Source organism: Helicobacter sp. MIT 03-1616, from assembly GCF_000765685.2.
In the GTDB taxonomy this organism is placed as follows: Bacteria; Campylobacterota; Campylobacteria; order Campylobacterales; family Helicobacteraceae; genus Helicobacter_C; species Helicobacter_C typhlonius.
The window spans coordinates 157,110-175,990 of record NZ_JROY02000001.1 but is presented as its reverse complement, the minus strand read 5'-3'; the positions used below and the strand labels follow the sequence as shown (position 1 = coordinate 175,990).

The following is an 18,881-nucleotide window of genomic DNA, read 5'->3' as shown; positions in this document are numbered from 1 at the left end:
GTGGGGATTATAGATTTTGTGTTGAGTCTTCTATGCATTTTTGTTGTATAAGGGGAGGGGACAAAAATTTGCAAGAGTGGTTTTATCAACACACACAAATTATTTCTTGTTTTGTATATTGTTTGTGATATATCGCTCGCCTTTATAATGCTTTTAATGCCACACTTTGTGTGATTTAAGTTGTGGATAAAGACATACTCTCCGCATAAACCTTGTGTATCTGTGGTAGAGGCGCAAAAGCGGCGGGATTTTAGAGCGAGATTCTAAAAGTTTATAGAATCACCCAAGTTGCGAGACTTTAGCGAGGAAATTGCGCACTCTTTCGTGTGTAGGGGATTCAAAAAAGGCTTTCGCACTCTTTTGTTCGATAATCTCCCCATCACTCATAAAGATGATTCTATCTGCTATTGCTTGAGCAAATTTTAGTTCGTGGGTAACGATAAGCATTGTTTTGCCCTTGATATTTTTTATCACCTCAAGTACATCGGCGATGAGCTCCACATCAAGTGCGGAAGTTGGTTCATCAAAAAGCATAATATTAGGATTTAACGCCAATGCCCGAGCAATCGCCACGCGTTGCTGCTGTCCGCCACTTAGCTCATAGGGATATGCTTTTATCTTTTGGGCTAGTCCCACAGATTCTAGTTGTGCTATGGCAAGGCTTTGCGCCTCCTTTTTTGGCATTTTTTTGACGACTATGAGTGCCTCGCTGACATTATCTAAAATGTTTTTATTCACAAAAAGATTGAAGTTTTGAAATACCATAGCCGATTTTTGGCGCAGGGCAAACATCTCTTGTTTGCTAAAGTTGGCAAAATCAAGACTTAAATCATCAACGAGAATACGCCCGCTATCTGGCTTTTCAAGCAGATTGATACTGCGTAAAAGTGTGCTTTTACCCGCGCCACTTGGTCCAATAATCGCCACGATTTCGTTGTCATTTATGCGCAGATTAATATCCTTTAGCACCGCGTGTTGATGAAAGGTCTTGTTGATATGGCTAAGTTCTATCATTTGGCATATTTCTTTCTAAATTTAGCAAAATACTTTTCGATTCTAAAAAATATCGTTTCAAGCACTACGCATAGCACCCAATACATCAGTGCAGTCATAAGATACACTTCTAAAAATTTTGAGCTTCTGCCAGATTCTATATCCGCTAGTCCCATAAGCTCGGGCACTGTGATAATCGAAGCGAGAGCGGTATTTTTGACTTGTATAATGAAAAAATTAAGCAAATTTGGTAGTGTAATCATAAAGGCTTGGGGCAAAATAATGCGCCTTAAAGCTTGTGTATTAGTCATTCCCAGTGCATAGGCGGCTTCAATTTGTCCCTTATCGACTGAAAGCAAAGCCGCGCGGAAAATTTCGCATAAATATGCACTTGCATAGAGCGAAAATACGATGAGCGCGTAATAGAGGCTATCAAAATTATGAAAATCAATGTGAATGTCATAGTATTGCAAGAAAATAGGCAAGCCATAATAAAACATAAAGAGCTGCACCAAAAGCGGTGTGCCACGAAAAAATGAAATGTAAAGCATTAGGAGACGATTGATGTATTTGACTTCAAATACGCGAATGAGCGCAAAGATAAAGCCTATCACACCACCGCAGACAAATGAGCCAAGTGCGAGGAAAAATGTCAGCGGAAGTGCAGGAAGTAGGGTAAAAAATGTGTTTAAAAAATAAGCTCCATCAAACATTATTTGCTTAAATCCTGCCCAAAATATTGAATGCTCAATTTGCTTAAATCTTTAGAATCTATCGCTTTTTTAAGGGCTTTTGACACCTTGTCTTTAAGCGCGGTATCTTTTTTATTAAACACAAAATATACCGGCGTTTTATCGAGAATAATCTCTGTCGCCTTGAGGTTGATATTTTGTGCCTTGGCAATGTTTATGGAGCTAATTGGCTCACCTATGATTGCTTGGATTCTATTCGCTCCCAAATCCGCAATGAGCGCAGGAGGATTCTTATAATATTTTATCTCTATTTGCAAATCCTTGTGCGCCTTGAGGTAATTTTCTAAATCCCGCGCGTAGTTTGAGCCTACGCTCACACCGATTTTTTGATTATTAAGCTGCTTGAAGTCCGTGATGTTTTGATTTTCGCGCACAATCACCCCGCTAATGTCGTTAAAATAGGGATAATCTGAAAAGATATATTTTTCCTCGCGCTCCTTTGTTTTGGTGATTTGGTAAGCAAGGAGGTCGAATTTACCGCTATCTAGTCCGGGAAATACTGCATTCCATTGCACTCCGTTAAATTTGAAATTAAGCCCCTTGTCGTGTTTGTTTAAGATTTTTAGCACATCAATATCAAAGCCGTCCATTTGATTCTTGTCATTCACAAAGGCAAATGGGCGATAGGCATTGCCTGTGCCAACTTCAATGGGTTTTGTAGGGCTTGATGCGAAGATAGAATCTGACACAAGTCCAAGTAAAAATAAAACAAAAAGTATCTTTTTCATTCGCTTCCTTTATGTGTGAGTTTGCTTTGAGCTAGATTTGGTTAGAATCTAGCCAAGTTTGTTTGAGATTCTATAACTCAGAATCTGCCTTGAGTATTTGGAAATATTCCTCACCAAAATATTGTGCTTGAAGCGTGGCGATTTTACCATTTTTCACAGCTTTTTCCATTGCTTTATCGATAATTTTTGCAAGTTTTGCACTATCCTTGCGGTAGATGAGATACACAGGCACTTTTTCAAAATAAAATTTCGCAGGAGTGATTGTAATTTTTTGCGCTTTAGCATAATCCTGCGCGGCGATAGGATTATTTACCATAGCGTGGATTCGCTTATTTTTCAAATCCGCCACGAGTGTGGAGCTTGTCTTATAATACACGATTTGAATCTCCAAATCTTTGTGATTTGCAAGATATTCTTCAAGATTCTTAGCGTGATTTGAGCCAATCGTTACGCCAATTTTTGCACCTTTAAGTTCCTTTATATCGCTAATAGGCGTATTTTTTAGGCTAATAAGTGTGCTTACATCATAAAAATAAGGATTTTTTGAAAAGATATATTTTTCCTCGCGCTCCTTTGTTTTGGTGATTTGATTTGCGATAATGTCAATTTTTTTTGCATCGAGCGCACTAAAAAGCGCGTTCCAATTAAGCGGACTAAACTCGAGCTTAGAATCTTCCACATAAGTAGAAATAGCCCTCATCACATCATTATCAAAGCCGCTTGGCTCACCTTTTTCATTGAGATATGCAAATGGCTTGTAGGCATTTTCACTCCCTACCCTTAGCTCTAAGCTAAAACTAAGGCTAAAGGCAAGAAGTAGCAAGGTAACAATTCTCATTTATGCTCCTTTATTGTTATATATTGCTTGATGTTGATTGTCCATCTAGTTTGAATGCAAAGTGTCAAGGTGTTGAAATATTTATGATGTGTTAGATTACCATTAAAAGGTTAAATTTTTCGTAACTCTATGAGTAAATATTTAGCTTTGCCTTTTTATTTTAGACGTTGTATAAAGCAGGAGCGAAACTATATTTTATATTTGTAGGAACTCAAAAATGCCCGAGATTCTGTAACTTATGATAGAATCCGCAAGGTTTTTAAGGTGGCAAGGTTATAAGCATTGTTTAATGCGATATATTTTTGCATTATTTTATGCCACAAAGTTGTTGTGAAATGTTTTAAGGAGCAGGTCTAATGCCGCAAAATTTCCTAGAATGGGATACAAATTGTTATGGAGAAAAAATACTTGTATTCAGGGATTTGATTATTCCTAATGATAATGCAAGTATTGCCAAAAATCATTTTCTACTTTTTACTTATACGAGGCATAAGGTGGAGGTGAAGCACTCAAATTTGGGGGATTTTATCCAAAGCATTGCTACCAAATCTGCGATTTCTACGCTGTTTCCACAAGCGAATTTTACATATTTTGATAGAGATTCTCTCACAAGCTTTCATATACCAGCAAAGGAGGGAGAGGGTAATATCCTCATACCTGCTGTTATGCAAGGTTGGTTTGCGCGCAACTCGCATTTTATTCCCAATAATGAGATTTTACCTATTTTTGTTGGCACACATTTCACTCCACCCATATATCAATTTTTAGAATATTTTGTTATCTATTATCCGTGGTTTTTCCAAAATAAAGATATTGGTTGTAGGGACTTTGAGACGCTTAGATTCTGCAAAGATTTAGGGCTAAATGCCTATCTTTCGCGATGTCTTACGATGACCCTGCCAAGACGAGATGAGGTTTTAGCAAAGAATGTAAACGATATTTTTTTAGTGAATCTTGCAGAGGAATACCTGCCCTACATTCCCCAAGACATACAAGAAAATGCGCAAAAAGTCAATCAACGATATGTGGATTATCACTCACTTAGCGAGGATTTATATACAAGGAGTTTGAATCTACTCGATGATTACAAGAAAAGAGCGAAGTTAGTCATTACCGGCGCTCTGCACTGCGCCTCACCCTGCATAGCAATGGGAATCCCTGTTGTGCTTATTTCAAAAGATGAGGAAACTATCAATCGCTTCTCGGCACTTAAGGGGATTGTGCCTATTTGGACTTTCGAAGATTTAAAAAATGGGCGCGTTAATTTTAATCCACAGAGTGTAGATATAGAATCCCTCAAAAAAGATATGCTAGAAAATCTAAGACTTAGCATTTTACAAGAATTTGGTGAAAGCGTGGATATGAAGCACTTAGCGGAGATTCGCAAAACAATCGCGGAATTTGATATTGTCAATGAGTGATGGGATTCTGTTAAAGATTTACCCTATTTATGTGGCAAGTTTATAAAATTTTGGCTACTCTAGCACTTCAGGTAGTTTCCAGCCTGATTTTACATATTTCTTTGTCTCTTAAAATCCAAAAAACGCTTTCCTAGTTTCTTATTTTTTGCATTGCAAAAGCAGTTTTGCCACATAAGGTTTCCCCCACAAGGGAGGGCAAGTAATGGAAAATAAAGCCCATTTTATGAAAGAAAGAGGTGTAAAAGCAGATTCTAAATGACTTTAGAATCTAAAATGGCTATCAAATCTTTAAAATTTGTTTTTTTGTTTCTTAAAGCTACGCAAACATTACTTCACCAAAGGCATAAGCTCTTTGGCAATGCGCTCAAGTTCTTCTTTCATAGGCGCACATTGCACAATAAGCAGATTAAGTCCTGCTTCCTCATACGCCTTGATTCTTTGTGCTACTTGCTTAGCTGTGCCGACAAGATTAGAGCGCAAACCACGATTAGAAACGCTATAATCATATTTAGAGACTTCTACATCAAGTTGGGAATTGCCTGTGAAATTCTTATAGGAATTTTCATAATCTGCATAATTTTTAATCGTTGTGATTCTTTCTAGCTCTTTTAAGGCTTCTTCCTCTGTGTCTCTAATGATAATATAAGTAGCCATTCCAAAGCCTTTAAAAGGTGCTAATCCAGCCTTTTGTTTTCTTCCTTTCATATCAGCAATTTTTTCTTTGACTTCTTCTATTGTGCCTCCGTGCATTAAATATTTATCTGCAAACTGCGTAATGGCTTCTCTTCCTCTTTCGCTCTCTCCTCCGGCATATACAAGTGGCATTTTAGGAGGTTTAGGTTCATTAAATGAATTTTCAAAACTAAAGTATTTGCCTTTATGATTAAGAGGGCTTTTGCTCCAAAATCCCCTTAAAACATCAGTATATTCGTGTGTAAGGGCGTATCTATCATCGTGCCCATCAAAGCTTATCCCATATTGTCTCGCTTCCTCTGCCCACCACGCTGACACCATATTAATACTAAATCGCCCACCACAAATTTGTGAAATCGTAGCAATTTGCTTTGCTGTGAGAGCAACCTGATGATATTGTGGGCGCAAGGCTGCTAGAATCTCAATTTTTTTCGTAATTGCTGCCAATCCATTAGCAATAGACCACGCATCAAGAGCAGGAGCTTTTTCACCTTTAATATCATTAAGGTAGAGCTCTGGCACGAGTGTAAGCACATAACCGAGTTCTTCAGCGCGCAGTGTCAAGTCTTTGATATACTCCCACGAGCCTTGAGTGCTATCATCATCAACATTTCTAAGCCAACTTCCCCAAACAGGTGTCCAATATCCAAATTCCATAAATGCCTCCTTGAGATTAAATTAACGATTTTTTTGCCATTCTGCATTAAGAAAGGCTACGATTCTATCTGCTGCTCTGTGAGAAGCCTTAGATTCCACAGATTTATTATAATTAGTATTTGTATTAATATCATACACGACTAATTCACCTTGTGTGTTTTCCATAAACTCTACGCCTGCAACTTCAATTTTATGTGCGTGTAAAAATGTTTCAAGTTTTGCAATAAGTGGTGTTTGTGCGTTAATATCTTCTCTAATGCTAAATTTATCTCCGCTTGTCTCGCACATTGCTCCTGCAATAGCGGGTGTAGAATCTTGTATCTCGCACATTCCACCAGCGAGTTTTGGTAAAGATTCAATATTGCACGCCTCTGCTGGACAAAGTTCAAATGAACCCGCACTTGTATCAACGCGCACAGCGTAGTGAAATTTACCACCAATAAATTCTGCACGAGTGATAAAAAATTCCTTGCTTTTAATATATTCTTGCAAGAGCGTAATACCATCAATCGCTTCCTCAAATGCAGCCGAATGCACATATTCTTTAAAAGATTCAAAGTTTTCAAAAAGTCTCACACCAAGCCCTTTACCGCCTTGATTATGTTTTGAGATAAAAGGTGTTTGCAATGTTTTTGCCACTTCAAGTAAATTTGTTTTACCAAAACAAGCATAAGTTTTTGGCGTTAAGAATCCTGCTGCATTAAGCGCAAGATATTGTTTGATTTTACTCACTTCAAATTCAAGCACCGATGAACCATTAATTACGCGCCTATTGTAAGAATGTAACCATTGTAAAATGGCGCGTCCATATTCTTTGGTATATTGATGTTCTCGTGTATGGCAAGATGCACTAAGTCGTGACCAAAATACTCCTTTAGGCGGTTCTTTGTCAAGATAGATAGCACCTTCTGTAAGGATTATTTCTTGAAATGGCACTTTTGCTCGTTCAAATGCCTCTGCAAAAGGTGGAATCCACTCGGGATTCTCGTGGATAATAAAAATGCCTTGTGATAATGAATTATATAACATAATCTTCTCTTCCTCCTGTTTGGAATCTGCCTGTTCCAGCATAATCATTTATGGTGGATTTTGCACCGCCTACACGATATTTGGAACCAATATGGTCATATCCCAACCTATCACCTTTGCCAAAGAGTTTGTGTCTTAAGCTGCCGGGTGTATAAGCTTCCTTATACACGCCACGCTTTTGTAGCTCTGGCACGATAAATTCTACCACATCTTCAAAAGTGCCCGGTGTAGTAGCATATGCGAGATTAAAACCATCAGCATCAGAGTATGCGATAAATTCTTGCAAAATATCTGCTACTTTTTGCGGACTTCCAACAAATTTTAGTCCTTGGCAGCCTATGCCTGTGAGTTTGATTAAATCTCTTAGTGTCCAAACTCTCCCATCATCTGTGGTAGAGTTACTTAAGGCTTCCACTTGGGCTACTATGGCATTTGATTTGATATTGTTTAATGGGTCATCAAGATTATATCTCTTTAAATCCACACCTAACCAACCTGAATTGATTACAAGCGAACCTTCAACACTTGCATAAGAAAGCAAGTCTTTATATTTTGCTTCTGCAAGAGCATCGGTTGTATCAGTGATAATTGTCGCAAGAATATATATTTTTGCGCTATAAGGGTCTCTTCCCGCATTAATAAGTGCATCACGCACTTGTTTGACTGCGATTTTAGCATATTCTTTGGTGGGAGGCGCAATGAAAATTGCTTCTGCGTGTGTAGCGGCGAATTGTCTTCCACGAGGTGAATTTCCTGCTTGAAAGAGCACAGGTGTGCGCTGAATGCTTGGCTCGCATATATGGATTCCGGGCACATCAAAATATTTGCCGTGATGTCCTATGTGGTGAATCTTAGAAGGATTAGCGAAATCACCACTTTGTTTATCTAAAATTACCGCGTCATCTTCCCAGCTTCCTTCTAAAAGCTTATAAATAACTTCCATATACTCATCAGCAAGTGCATATCTTTCATCGTGAGGTAATTCACTCTCGCCCATATTTTTATTGGCGCTTGGGAGATAACCTGTAACGATGTTCCACCCCACGCGTCCTTTAGTGAGATGGTCCAAAGTGCTTAACCTTCTTGCAAAAGGAAAAGGGTGCTCAAAAGGCACACCTGCAGTTACTCCAAAACCTAAATGTTGAGTAACTGCTGCGCCAATTACAGCAAGTTGTGTAGGGTCATTTACAGGCACTTGCAGAGCGGTTTTGAGCGCACCCAAATCATTCCCCCCATAAATGTCATATACCCCTATCACATCAGCGATAAAAACGGCATCAAAGAGCCCTTTTTCTGCAATTTTTGCGATATTTTGCCAATACTCAATATCTTTGTATCGCAGTGCTTGGTCTTTTGGGTATCGCCATAGTCCCGGGCTAAGGTGAGAAATACAATTCATTTCAAAGGCGTTGAAGTGGATAGGTTTTGCTTTTTTCATTGGATGCCTCCATTTTTTAGATTTTATTAAGTTCGTTTGAACTTATGAAGTGTATTATACTTACATTTTTTTAAAAATACAATATGTAATCATAAAAATTTGTATATTATTGCTACTTTTTTACTCATATTTTAAGATAAAATAAGAATCTACAGCATAGGCTAAAAGCAAATTCAACTATCACTTTCTTAATTGTGCCTGAATATAACTCATAAAAAATTTGTTAAAAGAAACGATAAGGAGATTGTATGTTTGTCATAAGAATGTAGTGTAATAAAGCCTACCCACAGACTTTATTACACGCGAAGAATAGAGAGATACTTAATCTTTAATCTAAGAAGATTACTTTTTAAGGAATCCTCCTACCGCACTTGCTGCTCCACCTGTTTTAGAATCAGCTTTATCTATAGCCTCTTTTTTCTTTTTTTCAGCTTCAGCTTTTGCTGCATCTACTGCTTCTTTTTTCTTCGCTTCGGCTATATCTTTTGCACTTTTTCCGCTTGAGAGGTCAGAAGCTGCTCCAAGAGCATTTCCTTTGACATCAAACGCACTTGCCATAGAGGCACTAAAGATGATTCCCATTGCTATTATGAATAATTTTTTCATAATATCTCCTTGTAATGTGAAAATTGTAGTGATAAACCACGAAAGGCAATTTGACAAAAAAAAAAAAAAACGATTGGTAAATACACTTAAAATTTGAAATTGTTTTAAAATGGGGAAAAGTGATAGGAGAGAGTTTGTTGGCAGAATCTTTATGATTCTGCCAAGAGCCATAGAGTTTTATTTTTGCATTTGTTTCATCATTGCATCTTTTTTCTTTTTCTCTAGTTCTTTAGTTGTTGCAGATTTTACTTCTTTTTTCTTAGTAGAAGCTACTTGTTTTGCGCTTTTGCCATTTGCAATATCAGAAGCTGCACCATAAGTTTCTCCTTTGACATCAAACGCACTTGCCATAGAGGCACTAAAGATGATTCCCATTGCTATAATGAATAATTTTTTCATAATAGATCCTTTATATTAAAATTAGTAGGATAGCCTACGCACTCATTCTATAAGCGTAAAGAAAACAAATAGCAACAAGAAAATTTATTATCAAATATAATATTTTAGCTATGCACTCGGCTTTTGGAGTGTAAGAGTAAGCCAATTTTCATAAGAGGGTTGTGCTTTTGCCTCAAAAGCAATGATTTGAGGAATTTCATAGCTGTGATGAGTAAGGAGGAGTTTTTCAATTTCTTTATAATGCACAGGCAACGTTTTAAGAATAAGCAGATATTCGCTTTCTTTGCAAATTGTATCCTTACCTTTTTTCTGCCATACATAGCTGCTTTTTATTTTGTGCCTTTGCACGCACGCGCACAACCGAACTTGAAGCAAGATTTTAATAAGCTTTTTGGCTTCTTTCTTTGTGGGCGTTGTCGTATAAATAAGCAACATTAATTCTCCCTGTATCTTGTATTTGTGTAGCACACAGCAAAAAGCGATTTGTATCCTAAGTGCAGAATCTAAGCCTTTGAAAGCTGTATGTAATGGTGCAGATTCTAGCCTAGAATATTTAGCATTTGCCAAACCCACTTTATAGAATCTACACGAGCATAATCTCCACAATGCAGGTTTAAATCTTTTAGACTATAATGCCGTTTTTAGAATCTTCTACAAAAGTTAAGGAGCAGACAATGGCAATAAAAAAAGTTGTTTTGGCATATAGTGGCGGACTTGATACGAGTGTGATTTTAAAATGGCTCGGAGATAATTATCATTGTGAGGTGGTAACCTTTACAGCTGATATTGGACAGGGTGAAGAGGTTGAACCTGCACGAGAAAAGGCTTTAAAGCTTGGTATAAAAAGTGAAAATATTTTTATTGAAGATTTAAGAGAGGAGTTTATCAAAGATTTTGTCTTTCCTATGTTTCGTGCAAATACAATTTATGAGGGAGAATATTTGCTTGGCACAAGCATTGCGCGCCCTCTTATTGCAAAAAGACTTGTTGAGATTGCTAAAAGTGTTGGGGCTGATGCCATAGCACACGGAGCGACAGGAAAGGGAAATGACCAAGTGCGATTTGAGCTCGGAGCCTACGCGCTTAATCCAGATATTAAAGTCATTGCTCCTTGGCGTGAATGGGATTTGAATAGTCGTGAAAAACTCTTAGCTTATGCAGAATCTGCAGGGATTGCTATTGAAAAAAAGCAAAATAAATCGCCTTATTCAATGGACGCAAACTTATTGCATATTAGCTATGAGGGACAGATTCTAGAAGACCCGAATGTAGAACCAGAAGAGGATATGTGGCGATGGAGTGTTTCGCCACTTAATGCGCCAGATAAGCCAGAATCTATTAGCATTGAGTTTCAAAATGGCGATGGCGTGGCGATAAATGGAGAAAAGCTAAGTCCTGCGAATTTTTGGGCAAAGCTCAATGAGCTAGGCGGAAAGCACGGCATTGGGCGGCTTGATTTGGTAGAAAATCGCTATGTGGGTATGAAATCTCGTGGGTGTTATGAAACACCCGGAGGCACAATATATTTAAAAGCTCATCGTGCGATAGAATCTTTGTGTCTTGATAGGGAAGAGGCACATTTAAAAGATTCTATAATGCCAAAGTATGCAGAGCTCATTTATAATGGCTATTGGTTTAGCCCAGAGCGCGAGGCATTACAAGCACTTATTGATAAGACACAGCAAAAAGTAAGTGGAGTAGTGCGCCTTAAGCTCTATAAAGGGAATGTCATTGTTATAGGGCGAGAATCTAAAAATTCTTTATTTAATGCAGCATATAGCACTTTTGAGGAAGATTCTGTATATAATCAAAAAGATGCCGCAGGGTTTATTAAACTTAATGCTTTGCGTTTTATCATCGCAGGAAAGGCAAATAGGGATAAATAAGTGATGAGGGGGTTAAGATTTTGTATCTTAGTATTTTTATTTTGCACATATATTTATGCCGAGCCTAATAAAAATAGTCCATTTGTGCTCAACTTTGATGATATTTCTCAAATCACCTCTCTAGCAGGAGCGGATTTATTAGAATCTTCATTTATAAAAGATTCTAAAACAAAAAAAGTCCTAATGATTTCAGATTTTAATAATTTGAGTGATTTTGATATTGACATTGGGCTTTTGGCGCGGAAGATTATCACGGACACGGTAATCTCACAAAAAATCACACTTACTGCAGCGATTGCCGGAAATGCTTTTAATGCTGACCCGAGCCTTGATAAGATTCGTGCAATGCGTAACAATGAGGAGTTTGCCGACATTATCCCTAAAGGCACATTGATTGCTCCTAAATATTCCTTAAGTGCGCGGATTACAAATGATACAACAAAGCAGGGCAGTTTGCATATCGTGTCTTATCATTTTATTTTTAGTATTGTGAATCTAGAGAGCGGTTTGGTGGAGTGGGACTATATTGAGCATATTAAAAAGGCAAGTAAAGAGCCGCTTCCTCTTGAACGAGAATCTCTTTATGGCAAAAAATGTCTTGCTGCTTCTTTACCTTTAAAAGAGCAAAAAGCAGCGTGTGAAGTCGCAATAAGTGAGGTTTGGCTCGGTATTTTTGAGAGCATTCCGCAAAACAAAAAGCCACTCTTGCATTCTTACGCACTTAAGGCGTGTGAGCTAGATTCTCCTTTTGGCTGTCGGGCGTTAGGTGCGAGTTATAAATTTGAAAAAAAAGATTTGAGTAATGCAAAAAAATATTATGAAAAAGCCTGTGATAATAAAGATGGTGGAGGTTGCTATAATCTTTCCATTATATATGAACACGCGCAGGGTGTGGCACAAAATATCCCCCTTGCTAAAAAATACGCCACTTTGTCGTGTAACTATGGATTTAAGGCAGGTTGTGAGAATCTAAAGGCTTTAGAGCAATATAGTGAAAATGAGAATCTTGATAGGTATGGCTTAATGTATAAGAGTGATTGTGAAGATGGTTTAGGCACTGCTTGTGAGAGGCTTTCATCTTACTATTATCACGGCTTTGGTGGAGCAAATAAGAATCACACACAGGCAAGAATCCTTTTAGAAAAAGGCTGTGAGCTAAAAGATGCAAATAGTTGTTATCAATTAGGATTATGGGAAATGCAGGGCTTAGGTGGAACGACTAAAGATGCAAATAAAGCCTTAGAGCATACATTATTTGCTTGTGAAAGTGATGTGAAAAGAAATTGCAAAGCTGTGAGTGCTTTGAGCGAAGAAAAGGCAAATATTTACAGATGTGAGGAGCATACAAAAATCATTATTAATGTAGCGTGTTCAGGTGCTGCTAGCATATATGAGCACGGCTTTGGAAGTGTGAGTAGTAATAATGAATTAGCATTGAAATATTATCAAAAAGCTTGTAAGGGTGGATTAGATAATGCTTGTTCAATGTTTAATAGCTTGCAACAAAAGCTCAAATAAGCGCATACTAAACTTTAGCATTATATAATGATATTTTAATTGATAAATGGGAGCAGATATGGCACAAGTTATTACGATTACTTCAGGTAAAGGCGGTGTGGGCAAATCTACCGCAACAGCAAATCTCGCTGTGGGTTTAGCTATGGAGCTAGAATCTAGCGGGAAGAAAGTTGTAGCGATAGATTTTGATATTGGTTTGCGTAACCTTGATATGCTCCTTGGGCTAGAAAATCGCATTGTATATGATGTCATTGATGTAATGGAAGGTAAATGTAATCTCTCACAAGCCCTCATCAATCATAAAAAAACAAAAAATCTTTACTTTCTTCCTGCTTCACAGACAAAGGATAAAACAATCCTTGATAAGGATAAAGTGGGCAAACTCATTGCATCTTTGCGAGAAAATTTTGACTATATTCTTATAGATTCTCCAGCGGGGATTGAGAGTGGGTTTGAACACGCAATATTATGGGCAGATAGAGCACTTATTGTTGTTACGCCGGAAGTGAGTTCGGTGCGAGATAGCGATAGGGTGATTGGTATTATTGATGCAAAAAGCCACAAAGCACAACAAAATGAAGAAGTCCAAAAACATATCATCATCAATCGTATTAAGCCAGAACTTGTAAAAAAGGGCGAAATGCTTTCAACCGATGATGTGTTAGGCATACTTGCCTTGCCTCTTATTGGGCTTATCCCAGAGGATAGTAAAATTGTGAGTGCAACAAATTCGGGCGAACCTGTGATTTACACTCAAGCACCAAGTGCAAAAGCTTATGTGCGGATTGCTAAGAGAATCTTAGGACAAGAAGTGCCTTTTGTTTCTTTGGAAAGTGAGGGTGTTATGGGCACGCTTAAAAGGATTTTTAAATGAGTTTATTGAGCTTATTTCAAAAAGATTCACACAAAAGCGCATCTAGAGCAAAGGAACGATTAAGCATCATTCTTGCACACGAGCGCAGCGCAAATATTCCATACCTTGAGGATATGCAAAAGGAGATTTTGCAAGTGGTGCAAAAATATACAAAATCAAATGAGATTCACTTTAGCACAAACAGCAATCAAAATATCAGCACCCTCGAAGTGCAAATCACATTGGGGGGATAAGTCGGTGCGCATTTTGTATTGCCTAGCTCTTATGATGTGTGTAGCTAAGGCAGATGCTCCCTTTGATTTAGAATCTAAGCACCCATTAGTGTATGGGATTGGCAAGATATTTTCCTACTTTCATAATGACAATTTTATTGATTTAGAGTCGCAGAAAAACCCACAAGATTCACAAAATACGCAAGATTCTAAGGATTTACAATCGCAGCAAACTTTAGAGAATTTGCAAGTTGATAGCAAACATCATCCACAAGATTCAAAAGATTCTATACAGAGATTAGGAGACAAACCAAAGGTGTTGCTTATAATGGACGACCTTTCTAGCCTTTCACAAGTAAAAAAACTTGAAAAGTTACAATTTAATATCACGCCATCAATTTTCCCAAAAACAAAACACAATCCCAGCACACCGTATATTGCAGAGTATTTGAATGCGAAAAATAAGCCATTTATGGTGCATCTCCCGCTTGAAGCAAAGCGATTTATGCAAAATGAAATCACGCCCATTAAAGCGGGCGTATCTAAAGAAACACTAAAGGCACAACTAGTGGCTATCAAGGTAGATTTTCCTAATCTTGTGTATATTAATAACCACACGGGGAGCAAATTTACCCAAAGCTACGCAGATATGCTAAATCTGCTTGAAATCTTTGATGAGCTTGGATTCAAATTCATTGATAGTATTACGACAAGCCACCCGGTAAGTGAGCGTATAGCCACCGAGCAGGGCAGACTCATTATGGCGCGAGATGTATTTTTAGACAATGAAACAAATATTACTTATATCAAAACACAGATTAAATCACTCATAGCAAAGGCGCGTAAAAAAGGCTATGCGATCGGCATTTGCCACCCAAATGACGCGACTTTTAAGGCGTTGTCCCAAATGAGTAAGCAAATACAAAATGATATTGTGCTTGTTAGCCCAGCAGATTTAGAATCTTACCTCGCAGAGAGTAAAACTACGCGTTATGTCCGCGCTCCTTTTGGTCAATGAATAGTCTCGATTCTATATGCGAGTTAGAGGATTTGCCACTAGCCCTGCGCTCCTTACCTAATCCTCCTGCAAAACTTTTTTATCGTGGTGAGCGCACGAAGTGTGAAAGCCTTTTATCCGCCGCGCATAAAATCGCCATTGTTGGCACACGAAAGCCTAATCCTTATACGAAGTCTTGTGTAGCTACTTTGGCTACTAAGATTGCAAATGCTGGTGGCGTGGTGGTAAGCGGTGGGGCTTTGGGCGTGGATATTATCGCACATACGCACGCTTTCCCGCGCACGATAATGTTTTCTCCCGCGAGTTTGGAGATTTGCTATCCTAAAAGCAATGCAGAGATGATTCAAAAGATGATGAAAGAATGCGTTGTTTTGAGCGAGTATGAAAGCGCATATATGCCTCATCGCTTTAGTTTTTTGGAGCGTAATCGTCTTGTTGTTGGTTTGAGTGATTGTGTGATAATCCCTCAAGCTGATATTGCGAGTGGCTCAATGCAGAGTGCGCGTATTGCTTTGGAATTAGGGAAACCCCTTTTTGTGCTGTCTCATCGTATAGGCGAAAGCGAGGGGACAAATAAACTTCTAGCCGATGGCAAGGCGGAAGCGATTTATCACATTCCTACTTTTATAAAGTCTATTTTTGGAGATTCACAGAGCTTAGAATCTTTTGAGAGTGCAGAATCTGCGAAAGAAAGTGATAAAATCTTAGCCTTTTGTGCGAAAAATCCCCGATTCGATGAGGCATACGCGCTGTTTGGGGAGATTCTCTATGAATATGAGCTAATGGGAAAAATTATAAGAGAATCTGGATTTATTCGTGTGGTGTAGGGATAGAGGGTGGATTTAAGGGCAAAAAATGAATCTTGTAGAAGCTAGGGTTATCAAAGACGCAGATTCTAAAGACATCAAGGCAAGGGTATTGAGTTTCTAAAAACAAGCGGAGAGAAAGGGGTAAGGTAAAAATGAAAGAGATAAATATCTTAGCGTGTGATGTGGGGTTGAAGCGCATAGGGATAGCAATTCTTAAAGAGGGAATTATTTTGCCTTTAGAGCCTATTTCGCGCCACAATCGTAATCAAGCTGCAAAAGAGCTTGATAATGTTCTCAAAGAGCGCGACATACACATACTTGTCGTGGGAATGCCAAGCGGCGGGGAAGCAGAGCATAGCGATACGCAAAAGCGCATCTCTCATTTTATCTCCCTTCTTAGTTTTGAGGGTGAGATTTGCTTTGTCAATGAGGACTATACAAGCTCTAATGCTTTGCAATCTCTCTCTTATATGAAAAGGCAAAATCGTGCCAAAGCTCAAAAAGATGGGCGCATAGATTCTCTAAGTGCGTGTGAAATCTTGCAACGATATATGCAATCACACAATATTACACAATCTACTTAACCTTTTTGCTCTCTTTATGTTTATTGTGCTTTTAAAATCTTGTTTTGCGTGATTTTTGAGTATAATTTCAGCCTTAGAGGTCAGTTTGACTTCAAACAAACATAAGGAGTTCATAATGAATGCAAACACAAAATGGTTTATTGTTTCAGGGATAGCACTTGGTGCTTTAGCTGCTTATTTGGTTTATGCCGGAAATCCCGGAAATATGGGAATATGTGCAGCTTGTTTTTTGCGTGATAGTAGCGGCGCACTTGGATTTCACCGCGTAGAGACTCTTCAATACTTAAGACCCGAGCTTTTTGGACTTATCATAGGTGGCTTTTTAGCGAGTATGTTTTGGACAAAAGAATTTAGCGCAAAGGGTTCTGCTTCAGCATTTTCACTCTTTTTCTTAGGCATATTTGCTATGATTGGCGCACTTGTATTTCTAGGCTGTCCTTGGAGGGCTTTTTTGAGACTTGGCGGGGGAGATATGACAGCTATCGCCGGATTCTTAGGCTTAGCCGGGGGCGTTGGTTTGGGAATGTTTTTCAAAAGTCGCGGATACAAACTTCAAGAGAGTGTTTCTGTCAGTAAGAGCATAGGATTTTTGCCTGTTGTTTTGACTTTGCTTATGCTTGGCGTTTTAATTTTTGGCTTAAAGCTAAGTAATGGCATACCTTTTACCTCTACAAAGGGTCCCGCTTCTCAACACGCTGCCATACTTGTTTCTTTAGTGATTGGTGCTATTGTTGGAATCCTTATGCACAAAAGCAAATTTTGCTCGGTAGGTGCTTTTTCAAGGGCTTTTAGGGGAGATTTTTCAATGTTTTGGGGCATAGTTGCTATTATCGCGTCTGCAAGTATAGTTAATTTCGCCCTAGGACAATACAAATTTGGCTTTGAGGGACAAGCTATAGCTCACAATGATTTTGTATGGAATTTCTTAGGTATGGTTTTAGCTGGATTATGCTTTAGCTTGAGTGAGGGCTGTCCCGGAAAACACCTCGTGCAAATGGGGACAGGAAACTTAAGTTCAGTGATATTCATACTCGGTATGGTAGCTGGAGCTGCAATAGCACATAATTTTTTACTTGCAAGCTCGCCAAATGGCATTAGCGCCTATGCACCTTGGGCTGTTGGGTTTGGGTTTTTATTTGCTATTTATCTTGGTATTTTCGCAAAAAAGTAGCTTGAATTTTTGTAGAGTTTGCGTTATGCAAACTCTATGTATAGCTTTAATCCTCTATCTTAGTCAATAATCTCGATTCTATATGCGAGTTCTTAGGATTTACCATTTCATAACTTGATTTTAAAAATTTTACTTCTCTATAAAAGCTTAATCTAGGCATTTATATACATATCAACATACTTTTGTTTGTCTTTTGTATGTTAAGATAAAAGCAATTGTTTGATATGCAATCCACACCAAAATAATACTCGATTCTAAAAGGAATACTATGCCAAAGAATCACAAAAGCGCACAAAAAATCCTTGATATTTCACTCAAGCTTTTTAATAAGCACGGATTTGAAAATGTGAGAATGCAAGACATTGTCGATAAATTAGCCACTTATGGTTTAAGCAAGGGCGCGATTTACCATTATTTTGATAGTAAAGATGATATTTTAGAATCTATCTTTTGGCAATACGAGCAGCAAATAAAGCAGATATGGCAGATTCAGTATCCTCACAAAAATGGTAGAGATAAGATTAAAACAATTATTATGCAACATTTGGATTATATGCTAAAACACAAGGCGTTTGTGCAGGATTCAAACACGCTTTTTGGCTCTTTTCGTGCCCTTGGGTATCGTCTCAAGCACAATCATATTGTCCCTATTGTAGAATCTCTCATAGAAGAGGGCAACAATGATGGCTCGCTCAATGTCGCTTATCCAAAGGCGGCAAGTCAAATGCTCGTGTGGGGTGTGTATGTATGGCTTGATAGTGCGCTCTACCCACTTAGCCAAATCGAATACACACATAAGGTGCGGCATTTGCGTATAATGTGCGAGGGCGTGGGACTAAGTGTTATTGATGAGGAGATTAGCTCGGAGCTTTTAAGAGTGTGGCAGGAGATTGCAAGAGGCGGCAAATAGTGCAAGTGAGAATCTTGTAAAATATTAAGCTTAATTTTTGGGGCTATACTTAATTAAACTTAGGGGGAGCTTGGTGCGTTGAGAATCTGCTCTAAAAAAGCGCGGATTCTATACACGAATCCGCTCTACTATCGCCCTCTTGCATTTATTCAATTTGCTTTCTACAATGTTTGTTTTTTTGGATTATTGAACTCTTTGGTCTATTCCCCTTAAAATTTACTTAAATTTAAGCAAGTTTAAAAAAGGGGGTATAACATATTTCCTACATAAGCATAAAAAGAAAAGTTAAGGAATGTATCAAGAATTTGTATGCTAAGATTACAGCGCAACGAGGAAATGAAAGTT

The 18,881-nt window shown here is 38.2% G+C and carries 20 protein-coding genes; 10 read left to right on the top strand and 10 right to left on the bottom strand.

The features are described 5' to 3' along the window. Window positions 1–279 precede the first annotated feature (279 nt). The 4 genes from LS67_RS00895 to LS67_RS00880 all read right to left on the bottom strand — a co-directional run bounded on the left by LS67_RS00895 (window position 280) and on the right by LS67_RS00880 (window position 3,311). Complete coding sequence (locus tag LS67_RS00895) at window positions 280–1,014, bottom strand: amino acid ABC transporter ATP-binding protein (RefSeq protein WP_034325405.1); 735 nt, start codon at window positions 1,012–1,014, stop codon at window positions 280–282. Beyond that, window positions 1,011–1,706, bottom strand: coding sequence for an amino acid ABC transporter permease (locus tag LS67_RS00890; RefSeq protein ID WP_034325404.1), 696 nt, complete (start codon window positions 1,704–1,706; stop codon window positions 1,011–1,013). The genes LS67_RS00895 and LS67_RS00890 overlap by 4 nt, the downstream gene beginning before the upstream one ends. Then, window positions 1,706–2,473, bottom strand: coding sequence for a transporter substrate-binding domain-containing protein (locus tag LS67_RS00885; protein WP_034325403.1), 768 nt, complete (start codon window positions 2,471–2,473; stop codon window positions 1,706–1,708). Before LS67_RS00885 ends, LS67_RS00890 begins: the two co-directional genes overlap by 1 nt. A gap of 70 nt (window positions 2,474–2,543) precedes the next feature. Continuing rightward, on the bottom strand, window positions 2,544–3,311 hold the full coding sequence (locus LS67_RS00880) for a substrate-binding periplasmic protein (RefSeq protein ID WP_034325402.1): 768 nt from the start codon (window positions 3,309–3,311) through the stop codon (window positions 2,544–2,546). Window positions 3,312–3,667: 356 nt separating this feature from the next. Here LS67_RS00880 and LS67_RS00875 point away from each other — a divergent pair, with 356 nt between their 5' ends. Continuing rightward, window positions 3,668–4,732 carry a polysaccharide pyruvyl transferase family protein gene (locus tag LS67_RS00875; RefSeq protein WP_052099801.1) on the top strand — a complete coding sequence of 355 codons (1,065 nt, stop codon included), beginning with the start codon at window positions 3,668–3,670 and terminating at the stop codon, window positions 4,730–4,732. A gap of 327 nt (window positions 4,733–5,059) precedes the next feature. Here the strand turns inward: LS67_RS00875 and LS67_RS00870 are convergent, their stop codons facing one another. The 6 genes from LS67_RS00870 to cutA form a co-directional block, all read right to left on the bottom strand. Further along, window positions 5,060–6,082, bottom strand: coding sequence for an LLM class flavin-dependent oxidoreductase (locus LS67_RS00870; protein WP_034325401.1), 1,023 nt, complete (start codon window positions 6,080–6,082; stop codon window positions 5,060–5,062). A gap of 21 nt (window positions 6,083–6,103) precedes the next feature. Further along, a complete protein-coding gene (locus LS67_RS00865; protein ID WP_034325400.1) occupies window positions 6,104–7,111 on the bottom strand; it encodes an ATP-grasp domain-containing protein in 1,008 nt (335 codons plus the stop codon). After that, on the bottom strand, window positions 7,101–8,549 hold the full coding sequence (locus tag LS67_RS00860; RefSeq protein ID WP_034325399.1) for an LLM class flavin-dependent oxidoreductase: 1,449 nt from the start codon (window positions 8,547–8,549) through the stop codon (window positions 7,101–7,103). The genes LS67_RS00865 and LS67_RS00860 overlap by 11 nt, the downstream gene beginning before the upstream one ends. Before the next feature lie 342 nt (window positions 8,550–8,891). After that, entirely contained in the window at window positions 8,892–9,155 is a 264-nt protein-coding gene (locus LS67_RS00855; RefSeq protein WP_011116056.1) for a hypothetical protein, read from the bottom strand. 177 nt (window positions 9,156–9,332) lie between these two features. Next, a complete protein-coding gene (locus LS67_RS00850) occupies window positions 9,333–9,554 on the bottom strand; it encodes a hypothetical protein (RefSeq protein ID WP_034325398.1) in 222 nt (73 codons plus the stop codon). 108 nt (window positions 9,555–9,662) lie between these two features. Further along, a complete protein-coding gene (gene cutA, locus LS67_RS00845) occupies window positions 9,663–10,160 on the bottom strand; it encodes a divalent-cation tolerance protein CutA (protein WP_231944787.1) in 498 nt (165 codons plus the stop codon). A gap of 68 nt (window positions 10,161–10,228) precedes the next feature. Here cutA and LS67_RS00840 point away from each other — a divergent pair, with 68 nt between their 5' ends. The 9 genes from LS67_RS00840 to LS67_RS00800 all read left to right on the top strand — a co-directional run bounded on the left by LS67_RS00840 (window position 10,229) and on the right by LS67_RS00800 (window position 18,536). Further along, the gene (locus LS67_RS00840; protein WP_034325397.1) at window positions 10,229–11,440 is read left to right on the top strand and encodes an argininosuccinate synthase; all 1,212 of its coding nucleotides are present in this window, start codon (window positions 10,229–10,231) and stop codon (window positions 11,438–11,440) included. 3 nt (window positions 11,441–11,443) lie between these two features. Further along, on the top strand, window positions 11,444–12,958 hold the full coding sequence (locus LS67_RS00835) for an SEL1-like repeat protein (RefSeq protein ID WP_138109509.1): 1,515 nt from the start codon (window positions 11,444–11,446) through the stop codon (window positions 12,956–12,958). A gap of 58 nt (window positions 12,959–13,016) precedes the next feature. Further along, on the top strand, window positions 13,017–13,832 hold the full coding sequence (minD, locus tag LS67_RS00830; RefSeq protein ID WP_034325394.1) for a septum site-determining protein MinD: 816 nt from the start codon (window positions 13,017–13,019) through the stop codon (window positions 13,830–13,832). Beyond that, window positions 13,829–14,065, top strand: coding sequence for a cell division topological specificity factor MinE (minE, locus tag LS67_RS00825; RefSeq protein WP_034325392.1), 237 nt, complete (start codon window positions 13,829–13,831; stop codon window positions 14,063–14,065). The genes minD and minE overlap by 4 nt, the downstream gene beginning before the upstream one ends. Window positions 14,066–14,069: 4 nt before the next feature. After that, complete coding sequence (locus tag LS67_RS00820) at window positions 14,070–15,062, top strand: divergent polysaccharide deacetylase family protein (RefSeq protein ID WP_236096315.1); 993 nt, start codon at window positions 14,070–14,072, stop codon at window positions 15,060–15,062. Continuing rightward, window positions 15,059–15,889 (top strand): DNA-processing protein DprA, encoded by an 831-nt coding sequence (locus LS67_RS00815; RefSeq protein WP_034325391.1) that lies wholly within the window; start codon window positions 15,059–15,061, stop codon window positions 15,887–15,889. The genes LS67_RS00820 and LS67_RS00815 overlap by 4 nt, the downstream gene beginning before the upstream one ends. A 134-nt stretch (window positions 15,890–16,023) precedes the next feature. Then, window positions 16,024–16,455 (top strand): Holliday junction resolvase RuvX, encoded by a 432-nt coding sequence (gene ruvX / locus LS67_RS00810; RefSeq protein WP_034325390.1) that lies wholly within the window; start codon window positions 16,024–16,026, stop codon window positions 16,453–16,455. Between the two features lie 115 nt (window positions 16,456–16,570). Beyond that, entirely contained in the window at window positions 16,571–17,626 is a 1,056-nt protein-coding gene (gene yedE, locus LS67_RS00805; RefSeq protein WP_034325389.1) for a YedE family putative selenium transporter, read from the top strand. Window positions 17,627–17,894: 268 nt separating this feature from the next. Further along, window positions 17,895–18,536, top strand: a complete 642-nt coding sequence (locus LS67_RS00800; RefSeq protein WP_034325388.1) for a TetR/AcrR family transcriptional regulator — start codon at window positions 17,895–17,897, stop codon at window positions 18,534–18,536. Window positions 18,537–18,881: the final 345 nt, after the last annotated feature.